This window comes from Paenibacillus etheri (genome assembly GCF_001012825.1).
In the GTDB taxonomy this organism is placed as follows: domain Bacteria; phylum Bacillota; class Bacilli; order Paenibacillales; family Paenibacillaceae; genus Paenibacillus_AQ; species Paenibacillus_AQ etheri.
In genome coordinates this window covers 383,105-409,856 of sequence record NZ_LCZJ02000018.1, presented here as the reverse complement: position 1 = coordinate 409,856, position 26,752 = coordinate 383,105, and the positions used below count along the sequence as shown (strand labels likewise).

The 26,752-nt window shown below is 42.0% G+C and carries 24 protein-coding genes and 1 pseudogene; 4 read left to right on the top strand and 21 right to left on the bottom strand.

Annotated elements, in window-relative coordinates; all coding sequences use genetic code 11:
• Positions 1-60 precede the first annotated feature (60 nt).
• From UQ64_RS07365 to UQ64_RS07355, 3 genes are all read right to left on the bottom strand, one after another.
• A complete protein-coding gene (locus tag UQ64_RS07365; RefSeq protein ID WP_209445731.1) occupies positions 61-375 on the bottom strand; it encodes a DUF5054 domain-containing protein in 315 nt (104 codons plus the stop codon).
• Between the two features lie 147 nt (positions 376-522).
• Positions 523-1,149 (bottom strand): substrate-binding domain-containing protein, encoded by a 627-nt coding sequence (locus tag UQ64_RS07360; protein ID WP_060622802.1) that lies wholly within the window; start codon positions 1,147-1,149, stop codon positions 523-525.
• Positions 1,150-1,195: 46 nt separating this feature from the next.
• Positions 1,196-1,399, bottom strand: coding sequence for a GntR family transcriptional regulator (locus UQ64_RS07355; protein ID WP_060622801.1), 204 nt, complete (start codon positions 1,397-1,399; stop codon positions 1,196-1,198).
• 138 nt (positions 1,400-1,537) lie between these two features.
• Between UQ64_RS07355 and UQ64_RS07350 the strand changes: the two genes are divergently transcribed.
• Entirely contained in the window at positions 1,538-1,747 is a 210-nt protein-coding gene (locus UQ64_RS07350; protein ID WP_060622800.1) for a hypothetical protein, read from the top strand.
• Positions 1,748-1,765: 18 nt separating this feature from the next.
• On the opposite strand, the gene UQ64_RS07345 is transcribed toward UQ64_RS07350, so the two are convergent.
• The 5 genes from UQ64_RS07345 to UQ64_RS07325 form a co-directional block, all read right to left on the bottom strand.
• Positions 1,766-2,251, bottom strand: a complete 486-nt coding sequence (locus UQ64_RS07345; protein ID WP_060622799.1) for a DinB family protein — start codon at positions 2,249-2,251, stop codon at positions 1,766-1,768.
• Positions 2,252-2,295: 44 nt separating this feature from the next.
• Positions 2,296-3,387 carry an LCP family protein gene (locus UQ64_RS07340; RefSeq protein WP_082651014.1) on the bottom strand — a complete coding sequence of 364 codons (1,092 nt, stop codon included), beginning with the start codon at positions 3,385-3,387 and terminating at the stop codon, positions 2,296-2,298.
• A gap of 244 nt (positions 3,388-3,631) precedes the next feature.
• Positions 3,632-3,859, bottom strand: a complete 228-nt coding sequence (locus tag UQ64_RS07335; protein ID WP_060622798.1) for a MerR family transcriptional regulator — start codon at positions 3,857-3,859, stop codon at positions 3,632-3,634.
• Positions 3,860-3,979: 120 nt separating this feature from the next.
• Positions 3,980-4,180 (bottom strand): cold-shock protein, encoded by a 201-nt coding sequence (locus UQ64_RS07330; protein ID WP_036685790.1) that lies wholly within the window; start codon positions 4,178-4,180, stop codon positions 3,980-3,982.
• A 285-nt stretch (positions 4,181-4,465) separates the two neighbouring features.
• Complete coding sequence (locus UQ64_RS07325; RefSeq protein WP_060622797.1) at positions 4,466-6,574, bottom strand: methyl-accepting chemotaxis protein; 2,109 nt, start codon at positions 6,572-6,574, stop codon at positions 4,466-4,468.
• 183 nt (positions 6,575-6,757) lie between these two features.
• Between UQ64_RS07325 and UQ64_RS07320 the strand changes: the two genes are divergently transcribed.
• Entirely contained in the window at positions 6,758-7,162 is a 405-nt protein-coding gene (locus tag UQ64_RS07320) for a CBS domain-containing protein (RefSeq protein ID WP_060622796.1), read from the top strand.
• 75 nt (positions 7,163-7,237) lie between these two features.
• Here the strand turns inward: UQ64_RS07320 and map are convergent, their stop codons facing one another.
• From map to UQ64_RS07290, 6 genes are all read right to left on the bottom strand, one after another.
• Positions 7,238-7,984 (bottom strand): type I methionyl aminopeptidase, encoded by a 747-nt coding sequence (gene map / locus UQ64_RS07315; protein WP_060622795.1) that lies wholly within the window; start codon positions 7,982-7,984, stop codon positions 7,238-7,240.
• Between the two features lie 326 nt (positions 7,985-8,310).
• Positions 8,311-10,035 (bottom strand): assimilatory sulfite reductase (NADPH) hemoprotein subunit, encoded by a 1,725-nt coding sequence (cysI, locus tag UQ64_RS07310; RefSeq protein WP_060622794.1) that lies wholly within the window; start codon positions 10,033-10,035, stop codon positions 8,311-8,313.
• 48 nt (positions 10,036-10,083) lie between these two features.
• A complete protein-coding gene (locus UQ64_RS07305) occupies positions 10,084-11,946 on the bottom strand; it encodes an assimilatory sulfite reductase (NADPH) flavoprotein subunit (protein WP_060623256.1) in 1,863 nt (620 codons plus the stop codon).
• A 268-nt stretch (positions 11,947-12,214) separates the two neighbouring features.
• Complete coding sequence (locus UQ64_RS07300; protein WP_156417479.1) at positions 12,215-15,472, bottom strand: ATP-binding protein; 3,258 nt, start codon at positions 15,470-15,472, stop codon at positions 12,215-12,217.
• Positions 15,459-15,833, bottom strand: coding sequence for a response regulator transcription factor (locus UQ64_RS07295; RefSeq protein WP_060622792.1), 375 nt, complete (start codon positions 15,831-15,833; stop codon positions 15,459-15,461). The genes UQ64_RS07300 and UQ64_RS07295 overlap by 14 nt, the downstream gene beginning before the upstream one ends.
• Positions 15,834-15,854: 21 nt before the next feature.
• Positions 15,855-17,486, bottom strand: a complete 1,632-nt coding sequence (locus tag UQ64_RS07290; RefSeq protein WP_060622791.1) for a diguanylate cyclase — start codon at positions 17,484-17,486, stop codon at positions 15,855-15,857.
• 217 nt (positions 17,487-17,703) lie between these two features.
• Here UQ64_RS07290 and UQ64_RS07285 point away from each other — a divergent pair, with 217 nt between their 5' ends.
• Both UQ64_RS07285 and UQ64_RS07280 read left to right on the top strand, forming a co-directional pair.
• The gene (locus UQ64_RS07285) at positions 17,704-17,973 is read left to right on the top strand and encodes an ACT domain-containing protein (protein WP_060622790.1); all 270 of its coding nucleotides are present in this window, start codon (positions 17,704-17,706) and stop codon (positions 17,971-17,973) included.
• Positions 17,974-17,986: 13 nt separating this feature from the next.
• Positions 17,987-19,342, top strand: a complete 1,356-nt coding sequence (locus tag UQ64_RS07280; protein ID WP_245237908.1) for a PFL family protein — start codon at positions 17,987-17,989, stop codon at positions 19,340-19,342.
• A gap of 90 nt (positions 19,343-19,432) precedes the next feature.
• Here the strand turns inward: UQ64_RS07280 and UQ64_RS07275 are convergent, their stop codons facing one another.
• The 7 genes and pseudogenes from UQ64_RS07275 to UQ64_RS07245 all read right to left on the bottom strand — a co-directional run bounded on the left by UQ64_RS07275 (position 19,433) and on the right by UQ64_RS07245 (position 26,524).
• Positions 19,433-19,690 (bottom strand): hypothetical protein, encoded by a 258-nt coding sequence (locus UQ64_RS07275; RefSeq protein ID WP_156417478.1) that lies wholly within the window; start codon positions 19,688-19,690, stop codon positions 19,433-19,435.
• A 304-nt stretch (positions 19,691-19,994) separates the two neighbouring features.
• Positions 19,995-21,532: pseudogene (locus UQ64_RS07270) on the bottom strand (MDR family MFS transporter).
• 45 nt (positions 21,533-21,577) lie between these two features.
• Positions 21,578-22,234 carry a hypothetical protein gene (locus UQ64_RS07265; protein ID WP_060622788.1) on the bottom strand — a complete coding sequence of 219 codons (657 nt, stop codon included), beginning with the start codon at positions 22,232-22,234 and terminating at the stop codon, positions 21,578-21,580.
• Positions 22,227-22,913: a hypothetical protein gene (locus tag UQ64_RS07260; RefSeq protein ID WP_060622787.1), complete on the bottom strand. Its 687-nt coding sequence runs from the start codon at positions 22,911-22,913 to the stop codon at positions 22,227-22,229. Before UQ64_RS07260 ends, UQ64_RS07265 begins: the two co-directional genes overlap by 8 nt.
• An 11-nt stretch (positions 22,914-22,924) precedes the next feature.
• Positions 22,925-23,569, bottom strand: a complete 645-nt coding sequence (locus UQ64_RS07255; protein ID WP_060622786.1) for a YhbD family protein — start codon at positions 23,567-23,569, stop codon at positions 22,925-22,927.
• A gap of 242 nt (positions 23,570-23,811) precedes the next feature.
• Entirely contained in the window at positions 23,812-24,243 is a 432-nt protein-coding gene (locus tag UQ64_RS07250; RefSeq protein WP_082651013.1) for an HIT family protein, read from the bottom strand.
• A 433-nt stretch (positions 24,244-24,676) separates the two neighbouring features.
• Entirely contained in the window at positions 24,677-26,524 is a 1,848-nt protein-coding gene (locus UQ64_RS07245) for a fibronectin type III domain-containing protein (protein WP_245237873.1), read from the bottom strand.
• Positions 26,525-26,752: the final 228 nt, after the last annotated feature.

Here is a 26,752-nt window from a genome sequence, read left to right as displayed (position 1 = left end):
GATGGCTTTCGTCAACCCATACTTTTCCATTAGTATCTGATAAATGAACAAGTGCGCCATTTACACCAAAGGCCAGTTTATAACCTTCAACCGCGTACATCTCTGGACACTGACATGCTCAGCATTAGCGGAAAGATCTTTCCTCATAGGCTCTAAGCTACCGAACGCTTCCTTTGCCTCCGCTTGTTTATCTTTATCCAGGCATGCGACTGCCTGATCCAGATAGCCCCGTTGCTCAGCCCATGAACGTTCGATCATTGAATAAGTACGAACACTCTGCTCTGAGGCAAATAAACCACTAGAGTGCTTATCGAATTCATCCTTATTGAAAACTGAAATTTCGGAACGATCTATTTCCAGACTAATATATGTCACTGATCTATACAATCAAATAATCCGAAACAATATCATTAAATAATATGAAAAACACAGTATCATACCTTTATGTCACTGATATAAAAAAAGCCCTTCCCTCCACCAAAATAGTAGAGAAAGAGCCTCAAAAGGTAATCTACAAGCGAATCATTTAGTAACGTTGGGTCTAACGGATCCTCGCTCGACGATGGTGGTCATTCGCTGAACAGCAGCTTGTCCGAGTTTCGGAGCATTCAACTGATGCATATAGTCATCTGAGCAATTCAAGCAAATATTGCGTTTGTTTACCGGGAGATCATGATTCAACATAGCTTGAAGATAACCTCTATACCGATCTTCCCTGCTCGTCACACCGTCAAATGACATTGAAAGATATCCAATTTCCTGATGTCCCTTCTCAATCAAATACTGGGTGATCTTATAAGCCCCATGGTAATGATCATGGTAAACACAGTCAATCTGCACCTCTCGAAAGATACGATCAATGATAACTAGAGGATAATTAAGGAGACTAAGCTCTAGTACTTTCTCACTGCACTGTGTACTCCCACGCGGATATAAAAAAATCCCCTCTACTTGAGCATCGTACAGCTCTTGTAAGCATACACTTTCATCTTCCTTATCCGAAGTCATTCGAATAATTAAATGACAATTCGCTTCGCGCGCTTGTTTTTTGACGGAAGCAATTATTCTACCGATATAATCATCCATATTCGGAATTACCAATGCAATTCTTCGTATCGGTTTCTTCTCCTCGATCGTCTTCTCCAGCATCTGTTCCCAGGAATGTGCCGTGTAATCAGCAGATACGAATGTCCCACTATACGATCCCTTTTTTCTCCAAGATCTGCAGAGCAAGCTTCGCCGTCATGCGGCTGACACCGTACAACTTGGCAATCTCCCCTTCAGATAGGACGAGATCATGTGACTGAAGCTTCCTCTTCCGGATTTCTTCCATCACATGATTTGCAGTCTGTATATACAATAGCGGTTTCCGCTCTTTTTGTTGATCCTGATTATCCATTCGAGCCTTCACCCTTTACTCTTGTATGCCGTTCGCAGTGCCAATCCCGCTCAAAATTTTTCGAATGGGACATCTTGTTCTCGAAATAGAATGAACAGTGGATTTATAAGCTGCATTATCAATTAGGAGGTCAACCGCTTGAAAAATAATGAATCATTTGTATTCGTCACAATCCCGCTATCCGAGATCAAGAAATTCATTCTTATTGATTTTGTAGCTGGAACTGTCATTTACTTTGCCATAAAGTTTCCCTTACATTCCTTTATAGCCGCCTCAGCCGGCAGCATGTTCGGTCCAATACTCATTCGCCAATCCATGAAAATGGTTCAGAATCGCGCTAAAGCTTAAGCCATAAAAGAAAAGTGTTCAACCTTGCTGTATGTATTTTAAGAATTGTTCAATCTGTTTTTTATGATGCTTATCATGTGGGATAAAACTTCTCAAATACTTGTGAACACTGAACTTCTTGCGATCTCCATCTATATATTCCAAATCGAATTCTTCATCCGTTAATCCAGAGACTGCATCTAAAATTCTAGATCTGTAGAGCACAAATTGTTCAATCAAGGTTTGCTTGGATAACAATTCGGCATACTCAATCGCGTTAGCATTAAACTCGTTAAAATCCAAATGTTTCGTTGTTAATGGTTCTTTTAAAATAATCTTTTTTATAGCACCTTCATAGAAATATTTATCCCAAAGCATGAGATGACAGAGAATATCCTTCACGGTCCATTTACCAGTTGCTATGGGCTTATCCCAATGTTTATCCGGCATCTCTTCTAATGATTCCACGAATGGAATGAGGGACTTAAATTCGAGTAACATTTGCTCCTTTGTTTTTACTGCCATAGAAGCTAACCTCCATGTGAATATAAAATAGTCTGACAAAAATATTATGCAGCATCATCCTTAGAAGCGGTTATAAGATCAGCCTCAGTAGATTCTGGATTCAGCCAAATCTCGATCATATCATGGGTACGCTTTACATCATTTTCATCGAGTATATAATACCATTGATCGGTATGTTTTCCTTCCCCTTGGAGCATATGACTCGTTATTTCAGGGGTTCCACCTTCAAGAATTACCTCCTTAGCCAAATCTAAAATAAAATCTGACTTCATATTGGTTTTAAAGTTACTGCCAGCAATTTCGATAATGTTCTGTATATTCAGAATATTATCTATTCTTTTCATCCGATCAAGCGCTGCTTTCAGGAAAATCCGTTGTCGCTCTGTTCGCTTAAAGTCAGAGTCTTCTCGATATCTCACATACATTAAAGCTTCCTTTCCGGAGTAGATCGGTTTGTTCGGCTCAATTCTTAATTTCTCATGATCGGGACTCTTATTCTCTATCACCTTGGTAATTGGAAGCACCACTCCTCCTAGAGCATCCGTCACGCCAACAAGCCCATTAAAATTAATAGTAGCATAGTAATCAATCGGTGCGTTCAGCAGATTCTTAACGGTATCCACACTCATCTGAGGACCACCATAAGAATGCGCCGCATTAATCTTGGTTTCTTTTCTTGCTCCTTTAATATTTTCCGCCCCAATAATTTCTGCATATGAATCACGAGGAATGGAGACGAGCAGTGCTTTATGGTCTTGTGGTCGAAGGACTGTATAAATAATGGAGTCAGAAAGTCCATTCTCTTTGCCACGCTGATCGGTGCCTAGTAGAAGGATAGAGAAAGGGCGGTCTTTATTTTCCGTCGTTGCTTGCAATCCAGGTTCTCCGGTGTCTTCTAACGGCACATAGGACTCATTAAGGGTGTGTTCAATAGTCGGTGCCACAACATTATCAAACCCAAAAATCATTAGTTCTTTACGGAAAATAAAAGATCCCAGCCCAATTAGAAGTACGATAGCAATCGAAATGTACCAGATCTTCATTTTCTTGCTGATTTTATGCTTTTTCACTTTCTTTTTCTCGATTCTACTTAAAGCAAATGAAGCAGGTGGATGAGTACTCTGTTTATTTTTCATTTGGATGAATTACCCTTTCTGTTCAAACGACTTCTCTCCATTACTGAACATCACATTTTATTCCACGTAATTCCGTTACGTTTATACTTAGAAATCGGAATTTATGCCTACCCTCCATTACCTAAATATCCCATAATTATAGACGATCATCAGATCAATAAGTTTCTATTTATAAGAAATTTATGAGACAAAAAAAAGACCATATCCTATATAGGATTGGTCAACAATGTTTATTGAAGTTACATTAGATTTTGTTCAGAATCGTATCGATTTCACTTTTCAGTAAAAGATATCTGACAACACTTCTCATGATCGGGACTTTAGTTAACTTATGCTGGTCTACATAGCTTTTCATTTGATCTTTAGACAGACCAAGCAAGCTACCGGCTTCAGACACAGTCAATACTTCCTTGTTGCTTGTAGCGTTAAAGGTTTTCTTCACTTTTAAATTCCAGTCTTCAAACACCTGCACTTACATCCGCCACCTTTCTACTAAGCGAGAAATATAAGACATAAAGTATTGTGTGAAACTTATACTTCTTATACTTAAAAAAATCCCCAAACCATAAGTTTGGGGATTTATTTCACAACTCTAAAGTTTCACAACATTCTCAGCTTGTTGACCACGATTGCCTTGAACTACGTTAAATTCTACACGTTGTCCTTCATCTAAAGACTTGAATCCGTCACCAGTGATTGCGCTGAAATGTACGAATACGTCTTCTCCACCTTCAACCTCGATAAAACCAAAGCCTTTGTCCGCGTTAAACCATTTCACTGTTCCTGTTTGCATAATATAATTACCACCTTTTTTTTATTTACATGTTATTCTTATCTCAAAAAAATCTCTTGCAAAATCTCTAAAAAAATAAAAATTCACATATGGTACAAGGTTATTGTCATCTTAAGAATAACCCTCTACGCTATGTGAATTAGCAGGTAACTACTTTCGATATATTGATTATAGCACATCTAAAGCCATGTAGATACCCTTTGGCATGGTTTAAAAAATGGAAGACCCTGATCCTTTAGAAAAGGACAGGGTCCCCCACCTGTATTTCACGACATCACATTCATTTTAAATTTTAAAATAAGACAATTTGTCCAGCAAATCTTGCACCATCGAGCTGAGGGATTCCGTCGAAGCAGAAATCTCTTCCATAGAAGCAAGCTGCTCCTCTGAGGCTGCTGCTACACTTTGTGAATCCGCGGACGCTTCTGATGCAAGTTCAGCTAATACTTTGACACTAGCTGAAATTTGCTCTGTACCAGCGGTCATCTGCTGTGCGGCTGCAGATACTTCCTGAATTTGATCTGTAACCTGTGTCATTTCAGCAAGAATCGATGTAAACAAAAGATCACTATCAGATACACTCTGCACACCAATACTTACTTGCTCATTACCAACGGCCATAGCCTGTGAGGCTTGATTAGTGTCTTGAACCACATGTTCGACTAATTCAGTAACTTGTTCGGCAGCTTGTTTCGTTTGATCCGCCAACATCCGTATTTCAGAAGCTACTACAGCAAATCCACGACCATGCTCACCCACTCTGGATGCTTCAATCGCTGCGTTTAATGCCAATAGATTAGTCTGTTTACTAATATTCGAGATCAGACCAATAATCCCGCTAATCTGGATAGATCTTTCACCTAATCGTTCGATCGCCAGACTGGTCTCGTCCACGGATTGCTTAAGCTCTGTCATCTGGGTCACCGCCATTTGCAGCTGCGCACTGCCCCGCTTCGTTTGATCGGTTACTTCATCTGCAGATGCGGACACCGCTGAAGAAGAGTCAGCGATACGTTGCACTCCAACGCTAAGATCGCTCATGGCCAGAGAAGATTCTCCTGCATAACCATTCTGCAGCTGCGCTCCCTCGGCTACTCGTCCAATAGACACAGCAATCTGTTCAGCAGCTTTCCCTGTCTGTTCAGCGTTAGCTGTCAACTCTTCAGAAGTAGCTCCCACTGACATCGACAAATCAGCCACAAGTCCAAACATTTCTCGAAGCTTATGTGTCATCTGATTAAAATGTGAAGACATCTTACCGAATTCATCATCATTTTGAACCTGCAAGGTTTGGGTTAAATCCCCCTGAGCCATAAGCTGCAATTTCTCAGATAACACTCGAAGTGGTCTGATCACCATAAACCATAATAAAAAGGCTATAACAATTCCTAGAATCGACATCCCAACAAGCATGATGATAAAAGATTCTGTTTTAGCTTTTTCGTAGTCGGCCATGATTGTAGCTTTAGGAATCGCAGTCTGTGTATACCATACCTGATCGCTTTTCGGCATTGAAATCGGAATAAAAATCCGCAGTACTTCTTCTCCCTTAGAATTATGGGTATACCCCTGAACCGTCTCCCCATTCTTCACTTGTTTCCACAGTGCAGCTTTCTCATCCGTATCACCAAAATCTTTGAGTATACTTTGTGGATCATTAGGATTAGCTGCATACTTACCATTACCAGTGATTAGAGAAACATAACCTCCCAGAGGTTTATAGTTAACGGCTTCTTCCTGTAATTGGGTTAACGAAACATCGAACCCCACAGCCCCAAGAAAATCTCCCGTTTTATCTAAAATCGGCAGCATGACCGAAATCATCTCGATAGCCCCACCAGTCGTCTCATAAGAATAGGGTTCAATGTAAATCGGTTTTTTCTCTTTTTTAGGTAAAAGGTAATAATCACCCGCACCTTCTACATCGTAATTCTTTAAGGGTTCAACCGTTATCGCGCCTTGATTTCTAAAGGCATAAGGAATAAAACGCCCCGTACCATCATCATATGGCATCTTATTTATATTAGCCTGATCGTTTTGATCAAAGGCGTTGGGTTCCCATAATATGCTCATCGCAAAAATTTCCGGTCTGTTCTCAAGCATAGTTTTCATTGTAGTAATAACATCTTCACGGTCTAAGGATTGATGTTCTCTTGCTTCAATCAGTACTTCAGTGAGCGCTTTACCAGTCGACTGAATGTCTATCAGTCTATTTTGAATGGTTTCCGCATAACTTCTTCCCGAGACTTCTGCCTGAAGTTCACCATTAGAGATGCTCACACTACGCAAATTTAACAGATTTGCAACCAAACTAAAGAAAAAAATAATGGTGATAATTAAACTTACAGCCAGAACAAATTTAACCGTTAAAGAAAGCCTACGATATAGTGCCATCTAAACAACTCCACTCTAGGATAATATACCTTATCTTTAATCGACAAAATACGACTAACCCTAAATAGGTCTTATTACCTATAATTTAATTGATAAGAATTAAAATTGCATATCTTTTCAAAAAGTATGTTTAAATTAAAGTAGCCTAACTAAAAAAATCTCAATACAAAGGAGTTCATGCCGATGGAAATATCCTCTTTTTTGTTGCCTAAAGATCAAGTTGCCTATATCACTAACTCACTATCCATGCTGGAAGCCTTACAACAATTAGAGCAGCACCATTATACGGCTATCCCTATTATCGATAATGAAGGAAAATATGTAGGAACACTTTCGGAAGGTGATCTATTGTGGAAGCTGAAAAACACAGCAGGTCTAACATTTGACAATATAGGGGAAGTCCCAGTAAGCGATATCCAGAAGCATGTTCATAACGAGAGCGTTCTCATAAATGCCGAAATGGAGGATATGCTAACGCTAGCTGCAGATCAAAATTTCGTTCCTGTTATTGATAATGAAGGCGTGTTTGTCGGAATTATTCGTCGAAAAGATATCATTGAATATTATACTCGCAACATCACTGATTAATGGAACAACAAATAGACCTGATCAGCAACATCAAGAGAAGATGAAGCTAATCAGGTCTTTTTTTTCAACGCTAAACTATAGTTCAGTCAGGATAATTGTCCCTTGTGGGGTGATAGCTAACGTATGTTCATATTGTGCTGACAGACCACCGTCAATGGTACGTGCAGTCCAACCATCCGAATCAATCTTTGTTCTGTAGCTGCCTGTGTTCAGCATCGGTTCAATGGTAAATACCATCCCCTCTTTCAGACGAGGTCCTCTGCCAGCCGGACCATAGTGAGGTACCTCTGGAGCTTCATGCATTTCTGAACCAATCCCATGGCCAATAAAATCACGCACAACAGAATAACCATTAGACTCTGCGTAAACTTGAATAGCATGAGCGACATCCCCAATACGGTTGCCTGCAACTGCCTGCTCGATACCACGGAATAGAGATTCTTTTGTGGTGTCTAGTAATTTGGTCGCCTGTTCACTAATGTTGCCAATCCCATACGACCAAGCGGAATCTGCCAACCAGCCATCTAAGTTAACTACCATGTCTATGGTTACTATATCCCCATCTTTAAGTGGTTCCTTCTTCGGAAATCCGTGGCAGATTACATCATTTACAGAAGCACAGGTCGCGTACGGATATCCGTTATATCCCTTTTGCTCAGGAGTCGCTCCTTGAGACAATATAAATTTTTCTGCAAATTCATCAATCTCCCAGGTAGTAATTCCCGGCTGTGAAATTTTCGCAATTTGACGATGACATTCAGCGAGAATTTTTCCCGCCGCACGCATTTTTTCGATCTCTTCCATCGTTTTCATGATAATCATAATATCGCCTCTTCTGTACAGAACACATCACTCTCGGGCAATGGCTCTTCTTTTGTATTTAGTTTCCCCTTTATATTATGAAAGAAAAACACGAGAAATCCAAATCATTAGGCAAAAAAAATATAATTTCAGTTTTAATTCTAAAAAAAACTCCCTTTTTTACGGGAAAGCTTGAGAATATAAGAGAAAAGTATTTTTTAAATCGACTGTGACTTCTGGGCTCAGATGACGCTATTGGAGGGATGGTTAGGGTTTGAGACCAACAAACAAAGAGGTGTCCATGTAGCCATATTCGGCTCTTGGACACCTCTTCAGTCTATATTGGATTAATCATGAAAATTAAGACCTGAAGAAACCGCTTTGACATAACCTGCACGGATCACGAAATCTCCAAAATGCTCGCTATGCAGTCGTTCTTTCGAATAACGATGAAGAATTGGCTCCAGTGTCTCCAGTATTTCTTTTTCATCTATGTTTTCTTTATACATTTTGTTCAAGCGATCTCCTGTAAAACCTGCTCCCAAGTACATATTATATCTGCCTGGACCTTTACCAATAAACGAGATTTCACCTAGTGCCGGTCTTGCACATCCATTAGGACAGCCCGTCATCCGGATCACGATTTCCTCATCGCGTAGACCAGCTTCATCAAGGACAAGCTCTAGCTTATCAACCAACGAAGGCAAATAACGTTCTGCTTCAGCCATTGCAAGTCCGCAGGTTGGTAGCGCCACACAAGACATTGAGCTGCGTCGTAGTGCAGAAAGATGAGCTCCGTCTGTAAGTCCATTCTGTTTAGCCAGCTCAGCCACTTTTCGTTTTTTGGCAGAGGTTACGTTAGCAATCGTTAAATTCTGGTTCGGCGTAAGACGGAAATCTCCGGTATGAATTTTGGCAATTTCCCGTAGCCCAGTCATCAATGTGTACCCTTCTTGGTCATGAATCCGTCCGCTTTGGATATAAAGCGTCAAATTCCATTTTCCATTGGTACCCTTTACCCAGCCGTAGCGGTCTCCATTGTGATCGAAATGGTACTCCCGTGCCGCCTCAAGCTGCCATCCGAGCCTTTCATGCAGCTCATCGACGAACCATTCCAGACCGTGGCGGTCTATCGTATACTTAAACCGTGCATTTTTGCGGACAGAACGATTTCCATAGTCCCGCTGAATCGTTACTGTCTTCTCCGCTACATCAATCAATTGATCAGGACGGCAAAAACCAATGATACGGCCAAGCTGAGGATACGTGCTGGTATCTCCATGCGTCATCCCCATACCGCCGCCTACCGAAACGTTGAACCCTACCAGCTTATCGTTCTCAAGAATAGCGATGAAGCCCAGATCCTGCGAGAACACATCTACATCATTTGAAGGGGGGACTGCAAGACCAATCTTGAATTTACGTGGTAAATATACCGGACCATAGATTGGCTCCACTTCTGCCCGATCTCCTAAACTATCCACTACCTTTTCACCATCCAGCCAAATTTCATGGTAAGCGGGAGTACGAGGTGATAAATGATCACTAACTTTGCGCGCCCATTCATAGACTTCTGCGTGCACCTCAGATTGATAAGGATTCGGATTGCTCATTACGTTACGGTTGACATCCCCGCAAGCTGCAAGGGTCGTCATTAGCGTATCATTAATGCTTCGAATGGTCTTCTTTAAGTTCCATTTGAGAACGCCATGCATTTGAAATGCCTGTCTTGTAGTTAGACGTAAGGTTCCGTTACCATACTTCTGCGCCAGATCATCCATCACCAGCCATTGTTCCGGTGTAGCAACACCACCTGGAGCAACTACGCGAAGCATAAACTGGAATGCTGGCTCCAGCTTCTGACGTTCCCGTTCATTACGTAGATCTCTGTCATCCTGCATATAGCTTCCGTGAAATTTCAGCAGCCGATTATCATCTTCAGGCAGACCACCCGTAATCGGATTGCTTAGCGTCTCAACTAACGCACCCCGCAGATAGTTACTCTCCGACTTAATATGCTCAACATCACTTGGAGGCCCGCCGATCGGCTTAACCTTCTCATTGTTTGCCATTTGTGTTATCTCCCCCCGAAGTCATTCGATAACTTCCCCATCTATCCATTAATAGACATCACGCTGGTAACGTTGTGTCTGTTGCATATCTTCCAGATAAGCCGCTGCCGCTTCAGGGCTGAGTCCGCCCTCACTCTGAATCACAGTAAGCAAAGCAGAATGAACATCATGTGCCATACACTTCTCGTCGCCGCAAACGTAGATATGAGCACCTTCTTGTAGCCATTCATAAACCTCCTGACTCTTTTGCAAGATGCGATGCTGTACGTATACTTTCTCTTCGGTATCACGTGAGAAGGCTACATCCAGCTTGCTGAGAACGCCATCCTTTAGCATTCTCTGCCAGTCAGTCTGATACAGAAAATCCGTTACGAAATGCCGATCCCCATAAAACAGCCATGATTTCCCTTCCACTCCAAGCTCTCCACGTTCCTCCAAGAAAGATCGGAATGGTGCAACGCCTGTGCCTGGTCCGATCATGATGATCGGCGCATCCGGATCAGTCGGTAGCTTAAAGTTAGGATTATGCTGAATGTAAATAGGCAATGTATCCCCTGGCTCTACTCTTTCTGCGCAATGCACGGAGCAGACACCGTAGCGTTCACGGCCGTGAGCCTCATAACGTACAGCTCTGACGGTTAGATGAACTTCATCCGGATTAGCCTTATAACTGCTAGCAATGGAATACAGACGTGCAGGAAGCTTCCGCAAAATCGTCACAAAATTGCTGGCTGAGCCTTCCCATGGCGAGAAGTCCTGAATCAAATCGAGCAGATCACGTCCTTGAATATACTCTTTAAGCTCCGAAGCACGGTCTAGAGCTAACAACTCACTCAGCTTGCTTGAAGCAGACAGCTTTGCCGCTTGCTCCAGCAAAGGTTTGGTCAATACAGTGATTTCGTAATGATGCAGAAGTGCCTCACGCAAGGCTCCTTCATCACCTTTTTTATTAAACGGAACCTTATCGCTGGGATTCCAGCCCATAGTATGAATAATAGCGTCCACCAATTCAGGATGATTCTCCGGATATACGCCCAGTGCATCCCCTGGCTCAAACTGTATATTAGAGCCTTCAAGTGAAAGCTCAAGATGACGAGTCTCCCGATCCGAACCGCGCCCATTCAAATTCAGATTCTCAAGTACCTCTGCCTTAAAAGGATTATTCCGGGTATATAAAGGCTCTTGTGACTCTGCGTCCTCTGAGGCTTGAACCGCTTTTGCAGCAATGGCTGGAGCATTTAAATTTACATTTAATGCACCAATTACACCTTCAAACCATTCGGCAACGGAATCGTCATAATCGAGATCACAATCTACACGTGGACTTAGGCGCTTACCACCAAGTTCCTCTAACCTCTGATCGAACTCTTTACCCGTCTGACAGAAAAATTCATAAGAGGTGTCTCCCAGAGCCAGAACAGAAAACCGTAGGTTCTCTAATTGAGGAGCTCTTTTACTATAAAGAAATTCGTGAAATATCCGTGCATTATCTGGCGGATCACCTTCTCCATGAGTACTCACCAGTAGAAGCAGATTCTCGACCTTTTTAAGCACAGTAGGTTTGAAGCTGTTCATCGCGGAGAGTGTGACCTGAAATCCTTGCTCTTCCAGCTTACGGGACAAGCTTCCCGCCAGTCGCTGGCAATTCCCAGTTTGCGAACCAAATAGTATGGTTACTTCACGTGATGCTGCTGGTTGACCCGTTACAGCGGTACTAACCTCTGCGTTTCCAATCGTATTCGATTTCACTAGAAGTTCAGTGCCCGCTGGCGCTGCTGCCGCAGTACGACCAATCGCGGACAAATATCCGCTGAGCCATATTTGCTGTGTCTCCGTTAAGGATGGTAGAAGACGATTGAGAAGCTCGACTTGGTTCTCGTTAAAAGGACTGTTCGTTACCTGTAGTTGCAACAATATCCACCTCTCCTAAACATGAAATCTCGTTATGATCCGTACCTCATTTAAATCTTACCTGAGCCTTTTTTAGAACCTCATAAAATCAGGCTATCACAATATTTGTAAACGATCAATGAAGTCATTTTCACCTAAAAATTGTTAATTATTGAAAAAGTATCAATAAAGTACGTAAAAACCGATCAAAACAGTATGATTTGCCCTGTTTTGATCGGTTTCATTATAAAAAATGATACTATTTATAAAATATTGTGATAAATAAAAACTATAAATGCTTCTTACTTTCGGGAAATAATACCTCGCCTACCCCTGTCTTTATCTTCACAATTTCTTCAAGCGTATTCGATAACTCTCCAGGCGGATAAGGTTTCGTTAAATACTTCTGTATCACATCATTCAATTGGTTCTTATCCGATTGATCCAGAGCAGAAGAGATAACAATCGGAATATTCTCTGTTCTCGAATCATCTTTTAGCATTCGGATTAAATCCCAACCGTCCAGTTCTTCACCAAGCATCAGATCAACCACTATCGCAACAAATGGTGTTTTTAAAGCCTGATCAAAAGCTTGCTGTGGATGATAATGATGGGTAACACGGAACCCCTTCCCTTTAAGCTCTTCTGATAAAAGCAACGAAAGACTGTAATCATCTTCAACAATCATTACATTAGGCTTGAGCTCTTTATCAGCATTCCATTTGTTTAGCTCATCTTGCTGTCGGCTTGCTTCTGCATTGAGGATTGGGAGGCTAAACCAAACGGTTGTCCCCTCTCCTTCTACCGAATCAATACCGATGGTTCCCTTTTGTTTCTCAATTATTTCTTTACAGATGGCAAGACCAAGACCTGTTCCACCAATTCTTTTAGAGGCACTGTTGTCCACTCTTCTGAATTTTTGGAATAGCTGGCCTATTTGATCCTTAGGAATTCCCAGACCATTATCCTGGATACGCACAATAATGTGATCCGGCTCATTATGCAGCAGTACTTTTACTTCATTGCTAGACGGTGAGAATTTGATCGCATTACTTAACAGATTCGTCAGAACTTGAACAATCTTATCCTTGTCTACATCTACTTCCGCATTCAGAGCCTCATCCACCAGCAGTACATGATGTGTGCTACTAAGTTTATATTGATCGATAACCCCAAGCACAATTTCACTGAGATTCACATGCTCTGTGATATACTGCTGCTTACCTGACTCCATTCTCTGCAAATCCAGAAAATCATTAATAAGCTCAGTCAACCGCTTCGCTTCCTTATGAATCGTCTCTAAATACTTCAACTGCTTCTCAGGCTTCATGGTTTTGGATAATAGCAGTTCCGTGAATCCTAATACACTCGACAATGGCGTTCTCAGTTCATGGCTTACTGTACTGACAAGATCAGATTTCATAAGATCCAGTTCGTACTCCCTAGTGATATCTCTGTATACGAACAATGTACCAATTCTAAGCTCTCGGCGGAAAACGGGAATCGCATAAACATCAATATGCTTCATGGGTTCTGTACCAATAGAGTATTGCATACTACTGGACTCCAGCGAATACTCAGCAATCGCCTGCTCAAAGAACAACCAAAGTTTATCCTTCTCATTCGAGCATTCGATGAAATAATCCATCCATTCTTTTCTAGGAATCAATGTACCTTCGGTCCATTCAAAGTTAACCATATTGCACAATGCCTTATTCATCTGCAGCATCATGCCTTCTGTATTCACGAACTGAATGCCTTCGTTTACATTGTTCACGATATCGCGGTTCAGCTTTCGTCCATGTTCAATCTCTTCATACATGAATAAACGTTCAATCGCCAGAGCAACGCGGTTCATCATTCCTTGAACCTCATTAATCTCTTCTTTACTGAAGGAGTGTCCAATCCGGCTTCCGCAAAATACAGCTAGAATCTCATCTTCTGCATTCACAACAGTCGTATAGAAGTCATAACAGTAGACCTCATTCGCAGAAATTCCCTGTTCCGATTGCGTAGCTAAACGCTTAATCAGATAGGTTTTTTCCGTTTTCAAACGATATAACATTTCATTGTTCTCATTATCGAGATAACGCTCAACATTTTCCTGAGGAATCCCTTTAACAGCCGCGATCTTATCTTTTACAAGAAGGAAGAAACTCGAATCAAATGAATACAGGTGATGCATGAACTGAATAAACTTATCTGCAAATTCATGTTTATCTAAGGTGTAAGTAATATCATGATTCAGCTGGTTATTAAGCTCAAGCATCTTTTTGGTCTGCTCCGTATTCTTAAGCGTTTCCGCAAGCTCCAGCTGTACACTTTTCATAGAGGTGATATCATACGCGATGAGAATGTACTGATAAATCACTCCATCATTATTCAGATACGGCACGATAGTCAGATGCATCCAGATTGGCAATCCGTCTTTGGTCAGAATCTGGAGTTCATCGCTCCATACCCCACCCGTATTTAATTTGTTGAAGATCTTCTGCATTTGTTCTCTAGAAATATTATAGAGTTCTAATAACTTATAGGTGAAACCGATAACTTCAGAATTTTTATAGCCTGTATATTTGCTTAAATTATCATTCGCGTAGGTAAATACTCCTTTATCTGTAAGGATCCCAACCGCTGAGGATTGATTGAGTGCCTTCATCATACTCTCTATTTCACTAAGCGAGCGTTGCAGTCTGTACTGCTGATCCTGAAGTTCATCCTGCTGCGCGTGTAGCTCTTCGTTCTGCATCATCAATTCTTCTTCTTTGTCCTGAATACTTCTAGCCATATTTAGAAATGCAGTATAAAGTCGTCCGATTTCATCCTGATTCTTAAGCTTACCCAGAAGAATTTCCTCACCGGCAGCTAATGAATGAGTGGCCCCTTCCAATTTCAAAATAGGATTAATCAAGTTCTTAAGAATCCGCCAGATCATAAAGGTAAAGAACAGTAGTATAATTGTACTAAAAAAGAAGGTGATAAAAGTGAATTCGTTAGCCCGTTTGATGTAATCCAGTGCCATGTTATTTAATTCGGTATCGGATCGCAGTCTGTACTCTTTCGTATACGTAAGAAAATCATTCACTGATTTAGTACTACCGTCTTCAGCTAAAGCTCTCAAAGCTGCGTAATTATCAGCCTCGACAAGCCGAATCGCTTCTGGAAGAGTTTTATTTTTATATTGGACATAAAATGATTTTAAACCATCTCTAAATAAGGCTTCTTCGGACGTTAAATTAAGATTGGAATACGTATCCAGAATCTTATCAAAGTTAACTAGGGCTACATTTAAGAGCTTCAATTCATTCTCGTCCTTCAGTAAAGTGAATCCCCTAGCTCGAAAAAACACATCATTTAACGTGCTTGCCATCTCGCTAATCGTGTCTGCTTTATTCTGCAAACTTTCACGGTCTCTACTTAATTCATCTTGCTCATAGTTTATGAAAATAAAAAATACAGTTCCCATAATAATGATTAAAGAGAACACAAATACAATGATACGAAAATATTTATTTTTGATACTGTGATTAGCTTTACTTTCCTTCACCACTTAGGATCCCCTCCACAATCTGCAAGAGTTCCATTGGGCTGAACGGTTTCGGCATGAAATAACGTGCTCCTGCTTCAACAGCTCGAATTCGATCCACATCCTGGGCTTTGGCCGTTAACATTAATATCGCTGTAGTGCTCTTCTTCTCCTCATCCAGCTGCTGAAGCACTTCAATCCCTGTCATTTCCGGCATCATATAATCCAGAATTACTAGATCAAAATGATCTGCGGATAGCTTAGTCAGTGCCTCCAATCCATTCTCCGCCGTGTGAATCTCAACATTCTCTAAATCCTCCAGCGTATCCTCAATTAACATCCGTAATACTTCTTCATCATCCACTACCATTATTTTTTGCATATTCGCACAATTCCCTTCGTGTTAGAACAAGAATCTATGAGCCAACCGTTCCATTCGGGACAGCAGCTCAGGCATATGGACAGGTTTAACTACATAATCATCGGCACCCATCTGCAGGGCATGTACAATATCCGCCTGATTATTTCTCCCTGTCAGCATGATCACTAATATATTCACTTCCGGATACGTTTTACGAATTCTTTCCAGGACTTCAACGCCATCAAGATCCGGCATCACACCATCCAGCAGGATAATATATTTCTCATCCACGGAATACCAATCCGATTGTAAGAAATCCAGTCCATTCGCAAAACTGCTGATATTCACCTCAGCAATGTCCTCCGGCTCCCAATTATCCATCTGATGAGTCACTATTTTTCGAATCAACGCATCATCATCTACAATAATTACATTTAGAACCGAATGCTTTTTAGTCGACGATAAATGATCGGTGTAGAGCGTCGTCTGATTCCTTCCGGCATCCTTGCTCGCATAGAGAGCTTGATCTGCTTCCTCTACAATTTTATCGGCAATATTCTCGGCTGCTGTTACTTCTGATATTCCACTAGAAAAGGTCACATGAAAGACTTCATCTTTCGCAATAAAGTCGGTAGCAGCAAATCGCTCCTGAATACGGTGTATCACTGTCAATGCAGAACTCGCATCCGTATTTGGCAAGAACACTGCAAACTCTTCTCCACCGAAACGACAAAAGGTATCTTCCATACGGATCGAACTCTGTACAAGCTCAGATAGGGACTGCAATACCTCGTCTCCGACTAGATGACCATAGGTATCATTAATTTTTTTGAAATAGTCCAGATCAATCAGCGCTAAAGAAAACACCCGTTCTGTGCGTTTAAAATCGCAAATCAGCTGCTTCATCACTTGATTAAAGTGTTTTCGATTAAACGCACCCGTCAATTCATCCACAATGATGGATTCTTGCCACTCCCTCTTTAACTCAAAGCGGTTTTTGATCAGAGCAAGAAATAAATCAATATCTACAGGCTTCGATAAAAAATCCATCACGCCCAATCTATACGCATGCAATTGAGTCGCTTTGGAGTACTCTCCACTTATAATGATGATAGGAATCCGTTCTTTTTTGGCTTTGCCGATAATTTGATTCAAGACCTCAATCCCGCTGATATCTGGTAAGAGAATATCCAGAAGTATCAGATCCGGTTTGGTTTCATAGAAAATCTTAAGACCCCGTTCAGCGGATAAAGCAATGCTTACATAATAGTTCTGCTTCTCCAATGATTCTTTTAAATAAGCAACTAGTTCAACATCATCATCAATAAGCAAAATATCATTATGCGGGAGCGAAACATCATGCCCTTTTTTGTCTAACTGTTTAACTGAACCTAGAGAAGCCGATGAATCTTGATCAAACAGTGGAATAAGCGGATACAAATAATCGCCCCACTCAAGGGCAGTCCAGCTCTTAAGACTGCTTTCCATGAAATAGGGCAACGTTGCCTCTGCAAATTGTTGAACTTCTTGTAACCCAACAGTTCCTGCCGTGCCTTTTAAATTATGCAAAAAACGATAAATGTCCTTCTCGTTAACTTCCGACAGTTCCGACCATTCCTGGAGGGTTTGTTTGGTCCGCTCTTCAACCATATCTTTATATTTTTGTGTAGTCATATTTACTCCTTCAGAGTATCGTATCAATCTCTCACTTCATCATATTTTTCATACACTGTCAATCGAATTTTATTAAAATTCATAGGACTTAATAAAAAAATGATCAAGCTGACAAAAAACCTTTGGTTGAAGCTTGCTTCAGCTTTTGTAATAATGATTGGAATGGTTCATTCCGTTTACACGGCGTAATCACCATATACAAAGGGAGGCTGTAACCATGAAGGGGATTATTACTGTACTGGGAAAAGACAAAGTAGGAATTATTGCCAAGGTATGTACATATCTTGCCGAGCACAACTTGAACATTCTGGATATTTCTCAGACGATTGTACAGGATTATTTTAACATGATGATGATTGTAGACATTACTGGCGCGACTAAAGCATTTGAGGATATTGTTGAGGATTTGCATTTGATCGGAGAAGCGATCGGTGTAGAAATCAAGCTTCAGCATGAGGATATTTTTAATATTATGCACCGCATTTAGGAGGATGGCCATGATATCACTGGTGGAAGTACAAGAAACGAATAAAATGATTCGTGAAATGAATTTGGATGTACGTACCATAACGATGGGGATCAGCCTCATGGATTGTGCTCATACAGATATGAGGACTTTTAACCAAAATGTATACGACAAGATCACCAGATCCGCCGAGAAGCTCGTCAAAACAGGTGAAGATCTAGAAAGACAATTCGGTGTTCCGATTGTTAATAAACGGATTTCTGTGACCCCTATCGCTATTGCTGCTGGCGCCGTGAAGACGGATACATATGTACCTGTAGCGGAAATTTTGGACAAGGCTGCTAAAGAAGTTGGCGTTAACTTTATTGGCGGCTTCTCTGCACTCGTGCAAAAAGGCTGCACCAAAGGTGATCGCATTCTAATCGACAGCATCCCAGAAGCTCTGGCAGTCACTGAAAGAGTCTGCTCATCCGTTAACGTTGGCTCCTCCAGAAGTGGAATCAATATGGATGCTGTAAAATTAATGGGTGACATCATTATTCAAACTGCGGAACGCACCAAGGATCGGGATTCCATCGGCTGTGCTAAGCTAGTTGTCTTCTGTAATGCCGTCGAGGACAATCCTTTTATGGCGGGAGCCTTTCATGGTGTTGGAGAACGGGAATGCGTCATCAATGTGGGTGTCAGTGGCCCAGGCGTAATCAAGCGTGCGTTAGAGGAAGTCAAAGGCCAGGACTTCGAAACCCTGTGTGAAACGATCAAACGTACTGCGTTTAAAGTTACACGCGTGGGACAACTAGTTGCTCAGGAAGCATCCAAACGGTTGAACGTACCTTTTGGGATTATCGATCTATCTCTGGCTCCAACACCTGAAATTGGAGACTCCATTGCGGAGATCTTTCAAGTCATGGGTCTGGAGGAAGCTGGCGCACCAGGAACAACAGCCGCTCTGGCAATTCTAAATGACAATGTTAAAAAAGGTGGCGTTATGGCCTCCTCCTATGTTGGTGGACTAAGTGGAGCATTTATTCCAGTTAGTGAAGACCACGGAATGATTCAAGCCGTTCAACGTGGTGCTCTTACTCTCGAGAAGCTAGAAGCCATGACCTGTGTATGTTCTGTAGGACTGGACATGATTGCTATACCGGGAAGTACCACCAAAGAGACGATCTCTGGCATCATCGCCGATGAAGCTGCTATCGGAATGGTCAATAACAAAACAACCGCTGTTCGCGTCATTCCTGTCATCGGCAAGGATGTAGGCGAAATCGTAGAATTTGGCGGCCTCCTTGGATATGCACCTGTCATGGCAGTTAATGGCTTCAATTGCGCCAACTTCATTAACCGAGGCGGACGAATTCCTGCTCCAATTCACAGCTTTAAGAACTAATAGAAACCTCAAACAGCAAGTCCCTATTTGTACCTAGGAGACTTGCTGTTTTTTATTGATCAGAGTTTGAAGATATTAATGTGATCAGAGTTAAGCCCGCTGGATCCCAATATTAGGTGTTCCTGTTAGATCGATAAATAATACATAGTCATTTCCATCCGTGCCCTTCAGCACAAGTCCTGTCTGACCTGCAACTCCCACAGCGAAATATCTGACTTGTTGAAGGCTTGTGGGGGCAGCTACTGGTGACAACGCCTGATTCACAGCGATCAAACGTGTAGCAGTCATCGTAACCACGAACAAATAATAGAATGGGATCACCCCTGACTTAAGTGATAGATTCGTCACGCACCAGTATCAGAACCTGAGGTTTCGGCGAGATAGAGAGCAGAACGTCTTCTCAGGAGAACCGTCAGAGGCTTGTGAACCAAATTCGCAGTATAATCGACCATTCTCTACCTGTCTTGTGGGACTAGAGATGGAGGTTATGTATGGATTTTGAATTATATAAAAAGGCCGCCACTTCGTGCACTCACGAAATGGTGGCCTTTCAAGACTATTTTCACAGAATTGTACTCTGTTCCGCAGAATCAAAAAGCAGCCTCTCAAAAGAGAAGCTGCTACATTCTGATGATCATACCTTAGCCACTTCCTAATGCCCGGACGCCTGAACATCCCCCTCCGCAGAGGCATCCATCTTCTGACGTCCCATATAGAACGAAGCTAATAATGCTAACACTGCGGGAATCACCGCCCAAGCAAAGGTATTTACAATGGATGAGGATAATCCAGTTGTAATCTTACCCAGTATTTCAGGTGGAATGAGCGACCTAGTCTCTGGTGAGAGCAAAGCATGTGGGTCTTTAAAATCCATAGCTCCCCCAGGAGCCGCTCCTCCACCACTAGCCGAGAGTAGCTTAGTAAGACTAGCTGAGAAGTAGTGACTTTGAATGATACCGAAGGTGGTTATGCCTATGGTCATGCCCAGCGAACGAATGAAATTCAGCGTTGCGCTGGCAGAGCCACGTTGCTGCGCAGTCAATCCATGAATGGATGCCGTACTTAGCACTGAGAATGAAGCGCCGATCCCTAATCCAATTAAAATCATATACAAAGTAACAAGGAGTCGCGAAGCATCCGGCGTAAGTGTCGCTACAAGTCCAGTGCCGATCACCAAAAGTGCGAATGTAGGAATCAGCAGGCTGCGGTAACTGGTTTTTGACATTAGAAATCCGCCCATCGTAGCTGTAACCACGGAGCCGACCATCATCGGCAGCAATACAAGTCCTGAATTTGTAGCTGATCCGCCCAATACTCCTTGAATAAAGATCGGAATATACACGGAAGCCACAATAAAAGCTGCACCGCTAAATAGAGCACAGATAATGCTCACCGCGTATAATCTTTTTTTGAACAAAGCAAAGGAAATGATCGGTTCTTTCGCTCTAGTCTCTACAAAAAGAAACACAGCTGCAAGGATGACAAAGGCTGCAAATAAACCAAGAATCATGGACGAATTCCAAGCATACTCTTTCCCGCCAAGCTCTAGCGCAAACATTAAGCAAATGACTGAACCAAGCAGCGTACCCGCTCCCAACCAGTCAATAGGCTGTTTAGAATGCTCATGCGATTCTTTATAAAAGAATACAACCATCGCAAAAGCCAACAGACCAAGGGGTAAGTTAATATAAAATATCCACTGCCAAGCAATATGATCGGTAATATACGCACCTAGCAATGGACCAAATATACTCGACAATCCGAATACTGCACCGAAAGCCCCGCCCAGCTTCCCCCGAGTCTCCAGCGGTACAGCGTCGAACATGATGGCAAAAGCGATTGGCACCAGCGCACCACCACCAATTCCCTGAATAGCCCGATACGCAGCTAACTGAGTAATTGTGTCAGCTGTTCCACAGAGAGCCGAACCCGCCATAAACACGATAATTCCAAAAATAAAAAACTTTTTGCGACCATACATATCGGACAGCTTGCCGAAAATGGGCATACCCGCCATCTCGGCTACGAGATAAGCTGATGTGACCCAGACAAATTTGTCCATTCCGCCAAGCTCCCCAACAATATTACCATTGCGGTAGCAACGATGGTGCTGTCCATGGAGGCCATCAGAATTCCTAATAAGAGACCTGCGATAACTATGCCCAGATTGGGCGATTTGGCAGCACTCATATGTTCAACTCCTCTTTTTCACAAAAAATAACTATAAAATTGTCTTTAGATCTTCACTTGATGCTTCACAGTTGCATGTTTATGAACTTCTAGTGTATCTCGGAATTCAACCATTTCTATTTCACAGTCCGGGCCAATGATTACCCGTTCTCCTCTTACCATACTAGCCTTTGTACTGATCAGATCAATAGCATCACCTTCGATTAGCCCCGCTTCAAACATTATTTTTGAAGTCGGCTTCATCATATGCAGCAGTCTTCCAGTTTTACTCTTCTTGATAGTTAAGATACTGCCCCCGACCTCCTTCGCACTACTTGGACCAAACAGTTTAATCTCCAAATGCTCAGCACTAAGTAATCCAGCTACGCTTAGGGCACCAGAAATTTGCAATTTTTCCCCTTCACAATCACCCTTCACATCCAGATTTCCGTAGAGATGAAGTTTATCGATTTTTACGGAGGCTGCTTTTATTTCACCCTGGCCATGTAAGGAATCTCCTTCAAGACTACCCTCGAGCGCAATCTCGCCAGTGATTTTCATTTGCTTCATATGCAGATTTCCAGCTATATTGGCATTTCCAGTCAGATTCAACTTCTCGCAATTCACATCTCCAGCGAATTTGCATTCTCCAGTGATCTTAACATCTTTGAAGGAACCACCGGCTGAAGACGTTGTTCCAATTATTTTCAGATTATCATTCACCGACCTTCTCCACCTTTCCAACCTTGGCCTCAGGATGCACTGTAATTTGTTCGCGATACTCTACCCGTCCGAGTGTACAGCCTGGGCCAATAATGACAATATTTCCTCTGATGATATCCGCAGTTGTGTATTCTACATCTATAAAATCTCCCTCGATCGTTCGAGCACATAACTCCGGTCGAAGTTTAGGGATGATCCCACTGAACATTTTACTCCAAAACCCATTATTCGCTTGTCGTATCACTAGGCTCTCCACACCAATTTCATCGGCCTTCCCCTGACTCTGCAGTTTGAAATCTACATGACCGGCACTGAGTAAACCACCAACATTAAAGCTGCCTTCTCCTACGAAATCCTCGAGCTCACAATCACCTTTGACACTCACCATTCCGTTAAGGGTACAGCTATCACCTCGAAAGCTCTTACCTACATTAAGAACTCCATCCACCTTTAGAGTGCCAAAACGCATATTGCCCATCACTTTGATGACCCCGTTGCATTCTGCTTCTTCTGCTGTGAGATCATCATTCAAATTCATATGCCCATTTCCTTTAAACATTCGCGCTACAATCGGACCGACTACTTTACCTACACCATCCATGTTTACGTTGTTGTAAGTACCTCCGGCTCCACCACTAACCCCGTTTATAATCAAATCAGGCAGCTGATGTTTGTCCATATCTCTTCCTCCTATTCAACAAGCTTGTAGGCAAGCTTACCTTTCAATTGTTCGATCAAATCTGCATATGTCATTTTACTAACCAATCTAACCCCTTCATCGAACCATAACTCCGCAGGTGCTCGTGCCAGAATGAAGGATGAAACACCCATTTTCCGGACAAAAAACAACTCCCAGCTTCCACTCTCGAGCCTAGAGACCTTCTCCTCTAAAGTGCGAAACAGAAGCTCTGCCTCCTCCATACTCATCTCCCCAGCGCTAAGCAGTCGGTCTACAGCGAATAAATGAACGAGCCCCTCAAAAGTATATTTACTTTCATCGCCGAGACTTTCTCCAAATTTCCTCAGCGTTGTTGTCGAAACAATGTTACGTTCTATAATTTCCTTAGCTGTTATACTCACCTTCTCAAAGGATGCCTTATCCGATAGCTTATCAGCCATTTCATCCAAGGAAAGTCCATCTTTCATATTCACAATGTTGTGAATCCGCGACAAGATCATCTCTTTAGGAAAAAAAGTCTCTTGTCCAGTAAAGGTAGATTTGCGAATAAACCATTCCTCGGGGATTAACTGCTTCCTTTTCCAGCGGTACAATTGCCCATATGAAATACCGGTTAAATCCAGCAGTTGCTTCTTCGAAATCAAATCATCTTCCATATGCGATCACTCCTTGAAAACATCGTAACATAACACTGTTACGTTGTAAACAAAACACTCCCCCTAAAATCTCCTACTGCAACAAATGATTGCATTTAAGTTTCCCTCCAAGATTTTACGACACAAGAAAAGAGCGAACCTCCGTCTAGAGGAGGATCTTCGCTCTTTTACCTGCCCTGTATTCTTTGATTTAAGCTATGTTAAGCTAAAATGTTAATTTATGAAGAAAAGAGAAGAAGTCTTTATCGACCCCTTCTCTTTTCTTCACTTAATGTCTTTAGAATCTTTTTTTTGGTTTGGCTTAATCGTTTTTCAGCACCATGTGGGTGTAATGGTTCACCCCAGATAAATCCATCGCCTTCGTACCTCGGAATGAGATGCATATGGTAATGGGTAAGATCGTTAAACTTCCCTCCATCTTGACAAATTCTTATACCGTCAGGTTTAAACAAGCTCTTCAAAGCAATTGAAAGTTTTTTCGAAGCATCCATGATAGCATAAGCAGTCTCTGACTCCATCTCTTCGACATCCCAGTAATGCTTTTTGGGGAGGATTAGAGTATGTCCTTCATTAAAAGGAGCAATATCAAGCACACAAGTAATAAATTCATTTTCATAAACAATATTCAAGTCAGGTTCAATACCGTTAGCGATTCTACATCCTAAGCATTCCATGTACAGCATCACTCCATCCTAAATGGGATTTTATGTAACTCCTTACAACGATATCGCTGTTGCTTCACTTCACAACTAAGAACAGTGATTATAAATTCCCCAAAACGAATAATCAAATGGCTTCACAATGAAAACTACCTTATAAATTTAACATAGCTTTTATTTAAAATGTTACTCGGAATCAGAAAATTGCCATACTTCATTTAAACTAAGGCTATGTAAATTCTAATGTTGATAATTGACCTTAAGAAAACCGCCTTAGTAAAAAGGCGGTTTATTGAACTAACATTTCCATCCGTTAAGCACAAAAACTAACTATTCCTTATTTATTTTCATTTACTACTTGTTGAGCAATGCTTAGGATTGTATCCTCAGCCTTCTCTATTTTACTTGCTCTATCTACGAATCTTACCGTTCAAATCTTTCATGAACCTCACTGCACATAGGTATAATGAGCTGAATCATATTGTGGCCCGGATTTCTCATAAGTGAACCAGTACTCAATGCTGCTGCCTGCACTTAATCCACTCACCTTCTGCTTCCATGTACCTGAGCTATTGATCATCCGGTAGTTAAGCTGTGGCCCCCCGTTAACCTTATAATGCACATCTACATAAAGTGCACTGGTCACAGGTGTAATATAAATGCTCGCTTCTGTCGAAGAAAGTCTCGTTACACCTGCTGTAAAGTCGGCCGTCACATGATCACCGCCCCCGCTGCCTCCAGTGGGATTAGTAGTAACTGTTGCGGTATTACTAGCGGATGATAAATTACCTGCTCCATCCGTAGCTTTTACTGTAAATGTATAGGCTGTGCTTGGAGTTAGTCCACTAACAGTAGCAGTAGTTTCTGGCACAGAGGCTACCTGCTGTGTTCCGCGATAAACGAGATATCCCGTAACACCAACATTATCAGTTGAAGCAGACCAGCTCAGGTCAACTGCTGTATCCGTCTTGCTGGTTACTGTCAGATTAGCAGGTGCAGTTGGTGCTGTAGTATCTCCAGTATTACCACCACCCGTCAAATATTGACCTGTGAATGGATTAAACCTTTGTAGTGATAGAATTAACCAACCCGTGCTGGACACGCAGTTTTGCTGTGCCATAACCCAATAGCTGTTGCTGGTTCCTTTCAGCGAGTAGGGGATTCCTCCAAGCGAAGCGCCGCTTGTGCCTTGCTTTTTAATAATTTCAGTGTTAATGGCATCTGCTTTGGATACATTGCCTTGCATATAGTAGGCGAGCGACATAAATGCGCTTCCTTCAAACCATACATCAGCACCCGTATTACCAATTTGATTTCCGTTATCGTCGAATGCCGGCAACACTTCATCTGTCCAATCAAAGTCATATCCCGTAAGTGTATTCCCCGCATCATTGTAAGTAAGCGTCTGCTTGTAACGCGGATTCGCAAGTGTACCTGGAGTACCGGAAGCATTTTCCACATAAGTTAAACTTGCGCCATAGTTATGGGTGCCGGATACTCCTAAGGCTAATACTCCCCATGGATTCACATCTAAAGGAATTTTAGGATCGATCAGATTCGTATCGTTTTTCCAGCCTCCCTTGAAGCGTTTGACACTGTCATCCCACACATAATTATCCAGGAAGGTTTTGACGCCAGAAGCTGCACTGTTATAAGTGGCTGACTTAGAGGAATCCACCGAAGCATAATACTGCAGCACCCGGTAAATATCGATATTGTGCTCGGTAGAGCTCCAAGGCTCATCGGAGTTACTCCAAGCACTCCATCCTCCTGCGATACTACCATTTGCTTTTTTATACTGTAAGCTCCAATCGAGCGCTTTGAGCGCCATCGGACGATACCGCGTGTCATTGTATTGCTTTTCATAAGCCATAGCTGCCATTGCCATCCATACAACCGGCCCCACATGTTTACGGATTTCTTCTCCGAAGCCATTGTTATACCAATAAGAGTTCAGCCAGAAGCCCGAAGGGTCCTGAATGTCCCGCATTTTGTTCAAAACCTGCTCTGCCCGTGTCCGCTCACCTTTTACAATAAAGGCGATAGCCGCAACAGCTTGATCATACGTGTATACAATCTGTTTGGGGTTGTTAGGTCCCCAGAAATCTTCAAAGCTATCTACCAAGCCTTCAAAAGCATACCCTGCTGTAGCATCTTGTTGGGTCTTCAGCCAGATTAAAGCACGATTTGAAGCGTCACTTGCAGCATCTGCACTCACTTTTCCACCCATAGGTAGAGCTACTCCAAAAACTAGCAGACTTGTCATTAAGATCGAAAACAGCTTCCTCATCTTCATAACTTTCCTCCTCATAATTATGATGAACTGGGCAATGAGAGATCTTTGAAGCATAATAAAATAAATAAAGCGTTTTCAAACAACGCAACAAGAATTTTTGAACTCCTTACCATGGTAATTGTCCTCATTTTCAGCCTTAGTAGCCTATTCGTCAACGATTTTCTGTAAAATTTTAACTAAATGAGGCGAAACAGCCATAAATCCCATTTAAGAAACTATACGAAAGAC

Bases quoted from the DNA above. Each gene is read 5' to 3' on its own strand.
- UQ64_RS07360 (WP_060622802.1), bottom strand. From the start codon at position 1,149: ATGCTGGAGAAGACGATCGAGGAGAAGAAACCGATACGAAGAATTGCA.
- UQ64_RS07355 (WP_060622801.1), bottom strand. From the start codon at position 1,399: ATGGATAATCAGGATCAACAAAAAGAGCGGAAACCGCTATTGTATATA.
- UQ64_RS07345 (WP_060622799.1), bottom strand. From the start codon at position 2,251: ATGGCAGTAAAAACAAAGGAGCAAATGTTACTCGAATTTAAGTCCCTC.
- UQ64_RS07340 (WP_082651014.1), bottom strand. From the start codon at position 3,387: ATGAAAAATAAACAGAGTACTCATCCACCTGCTTCATTTGCTTTAAGT.
- UQ64_RS07330 (WP_036685790.1), bottom strand. From the start codon at position 4,180: ATGCAAACAGGAACAGTGAAATGGTTTAACGCGGACAAAGGCTTTGGT.
- UQ64_RS07325 (WP_060622797.1), bottom strand. From the start codon at position 6,574: ATGGCACTATATCGTAGGCTTTCTTTAACGGTTAAATTTGTTCTGGCT.
- UQ64_RS07320 (WP_060622796.1), top strand. From the start codon at position 6,758: ATGGAAATATCCTCTTTTTTGTTGCCTAAAGATCAAGTTGCCTATATC.
- map (WP_060622795.1), bottom strand. From the start codon at position 7,984: ATGATTATCATGAAAACGATGGAAGAGATCGAAAAAATGCGTGCGGCG.
- cysI (WP_060622794.1), bottom strand. From the start codon at position 10,035: ATGGCAAACAATGAGAAGGTTAAGCCGATCGGCGGGCCTCCAAGTGAT.
- UQ64_RS07295 (WP_060622792.1), bottom strand. From the start codon at position 15,833: ATGCAAAAAATAATGGTAGTGGATGATGAAGAAGTATTACGGATGTTA.
- UQ64_RS07290 (WP_060622791.1), bottom strand. From the start codon at position 17,486: ATGACTACACAAAAATATAAAGATATGGTTGAAGAGCGGACCAAACAA.
- UQ64_RS07285 (WP_060622790.1), top strand. From the start codon at position 17,704: ATGAAGGGGATTATTACTGTACTGGGAAAAGACAAAGTAGGAATTATT.
- UQ64_RS07260 (WP_060622787.1), bottom strand. From the start codon at position 22,913: ATGGACAAACATCAGCTGCCTGATTTGATTATAAACGGGGTTAGTGGT.
- UQ64_RS07255 (WP_060622786.1), bottom strand. From the start codon at position 23,569: ATGGAAGATGATTTGATTTCGAAGAAGCAACTGCTGGATTTAACCGGT.
- UQ64_RS07250 (WP_082651013.1), bottom strand. From the start codon at position 24,243: ATGGAATGCTTAGGATGTAGAATCGCTAACGGTATTGAACCTGACTTG.
- UQ64_RS07245 (WP_245237873.1), bottom strand. From the start codon at position 26,524: ATGAAGATGAGGAAGCTGTTTTCGATCTTAATGACAAGTCTGCTAGTT.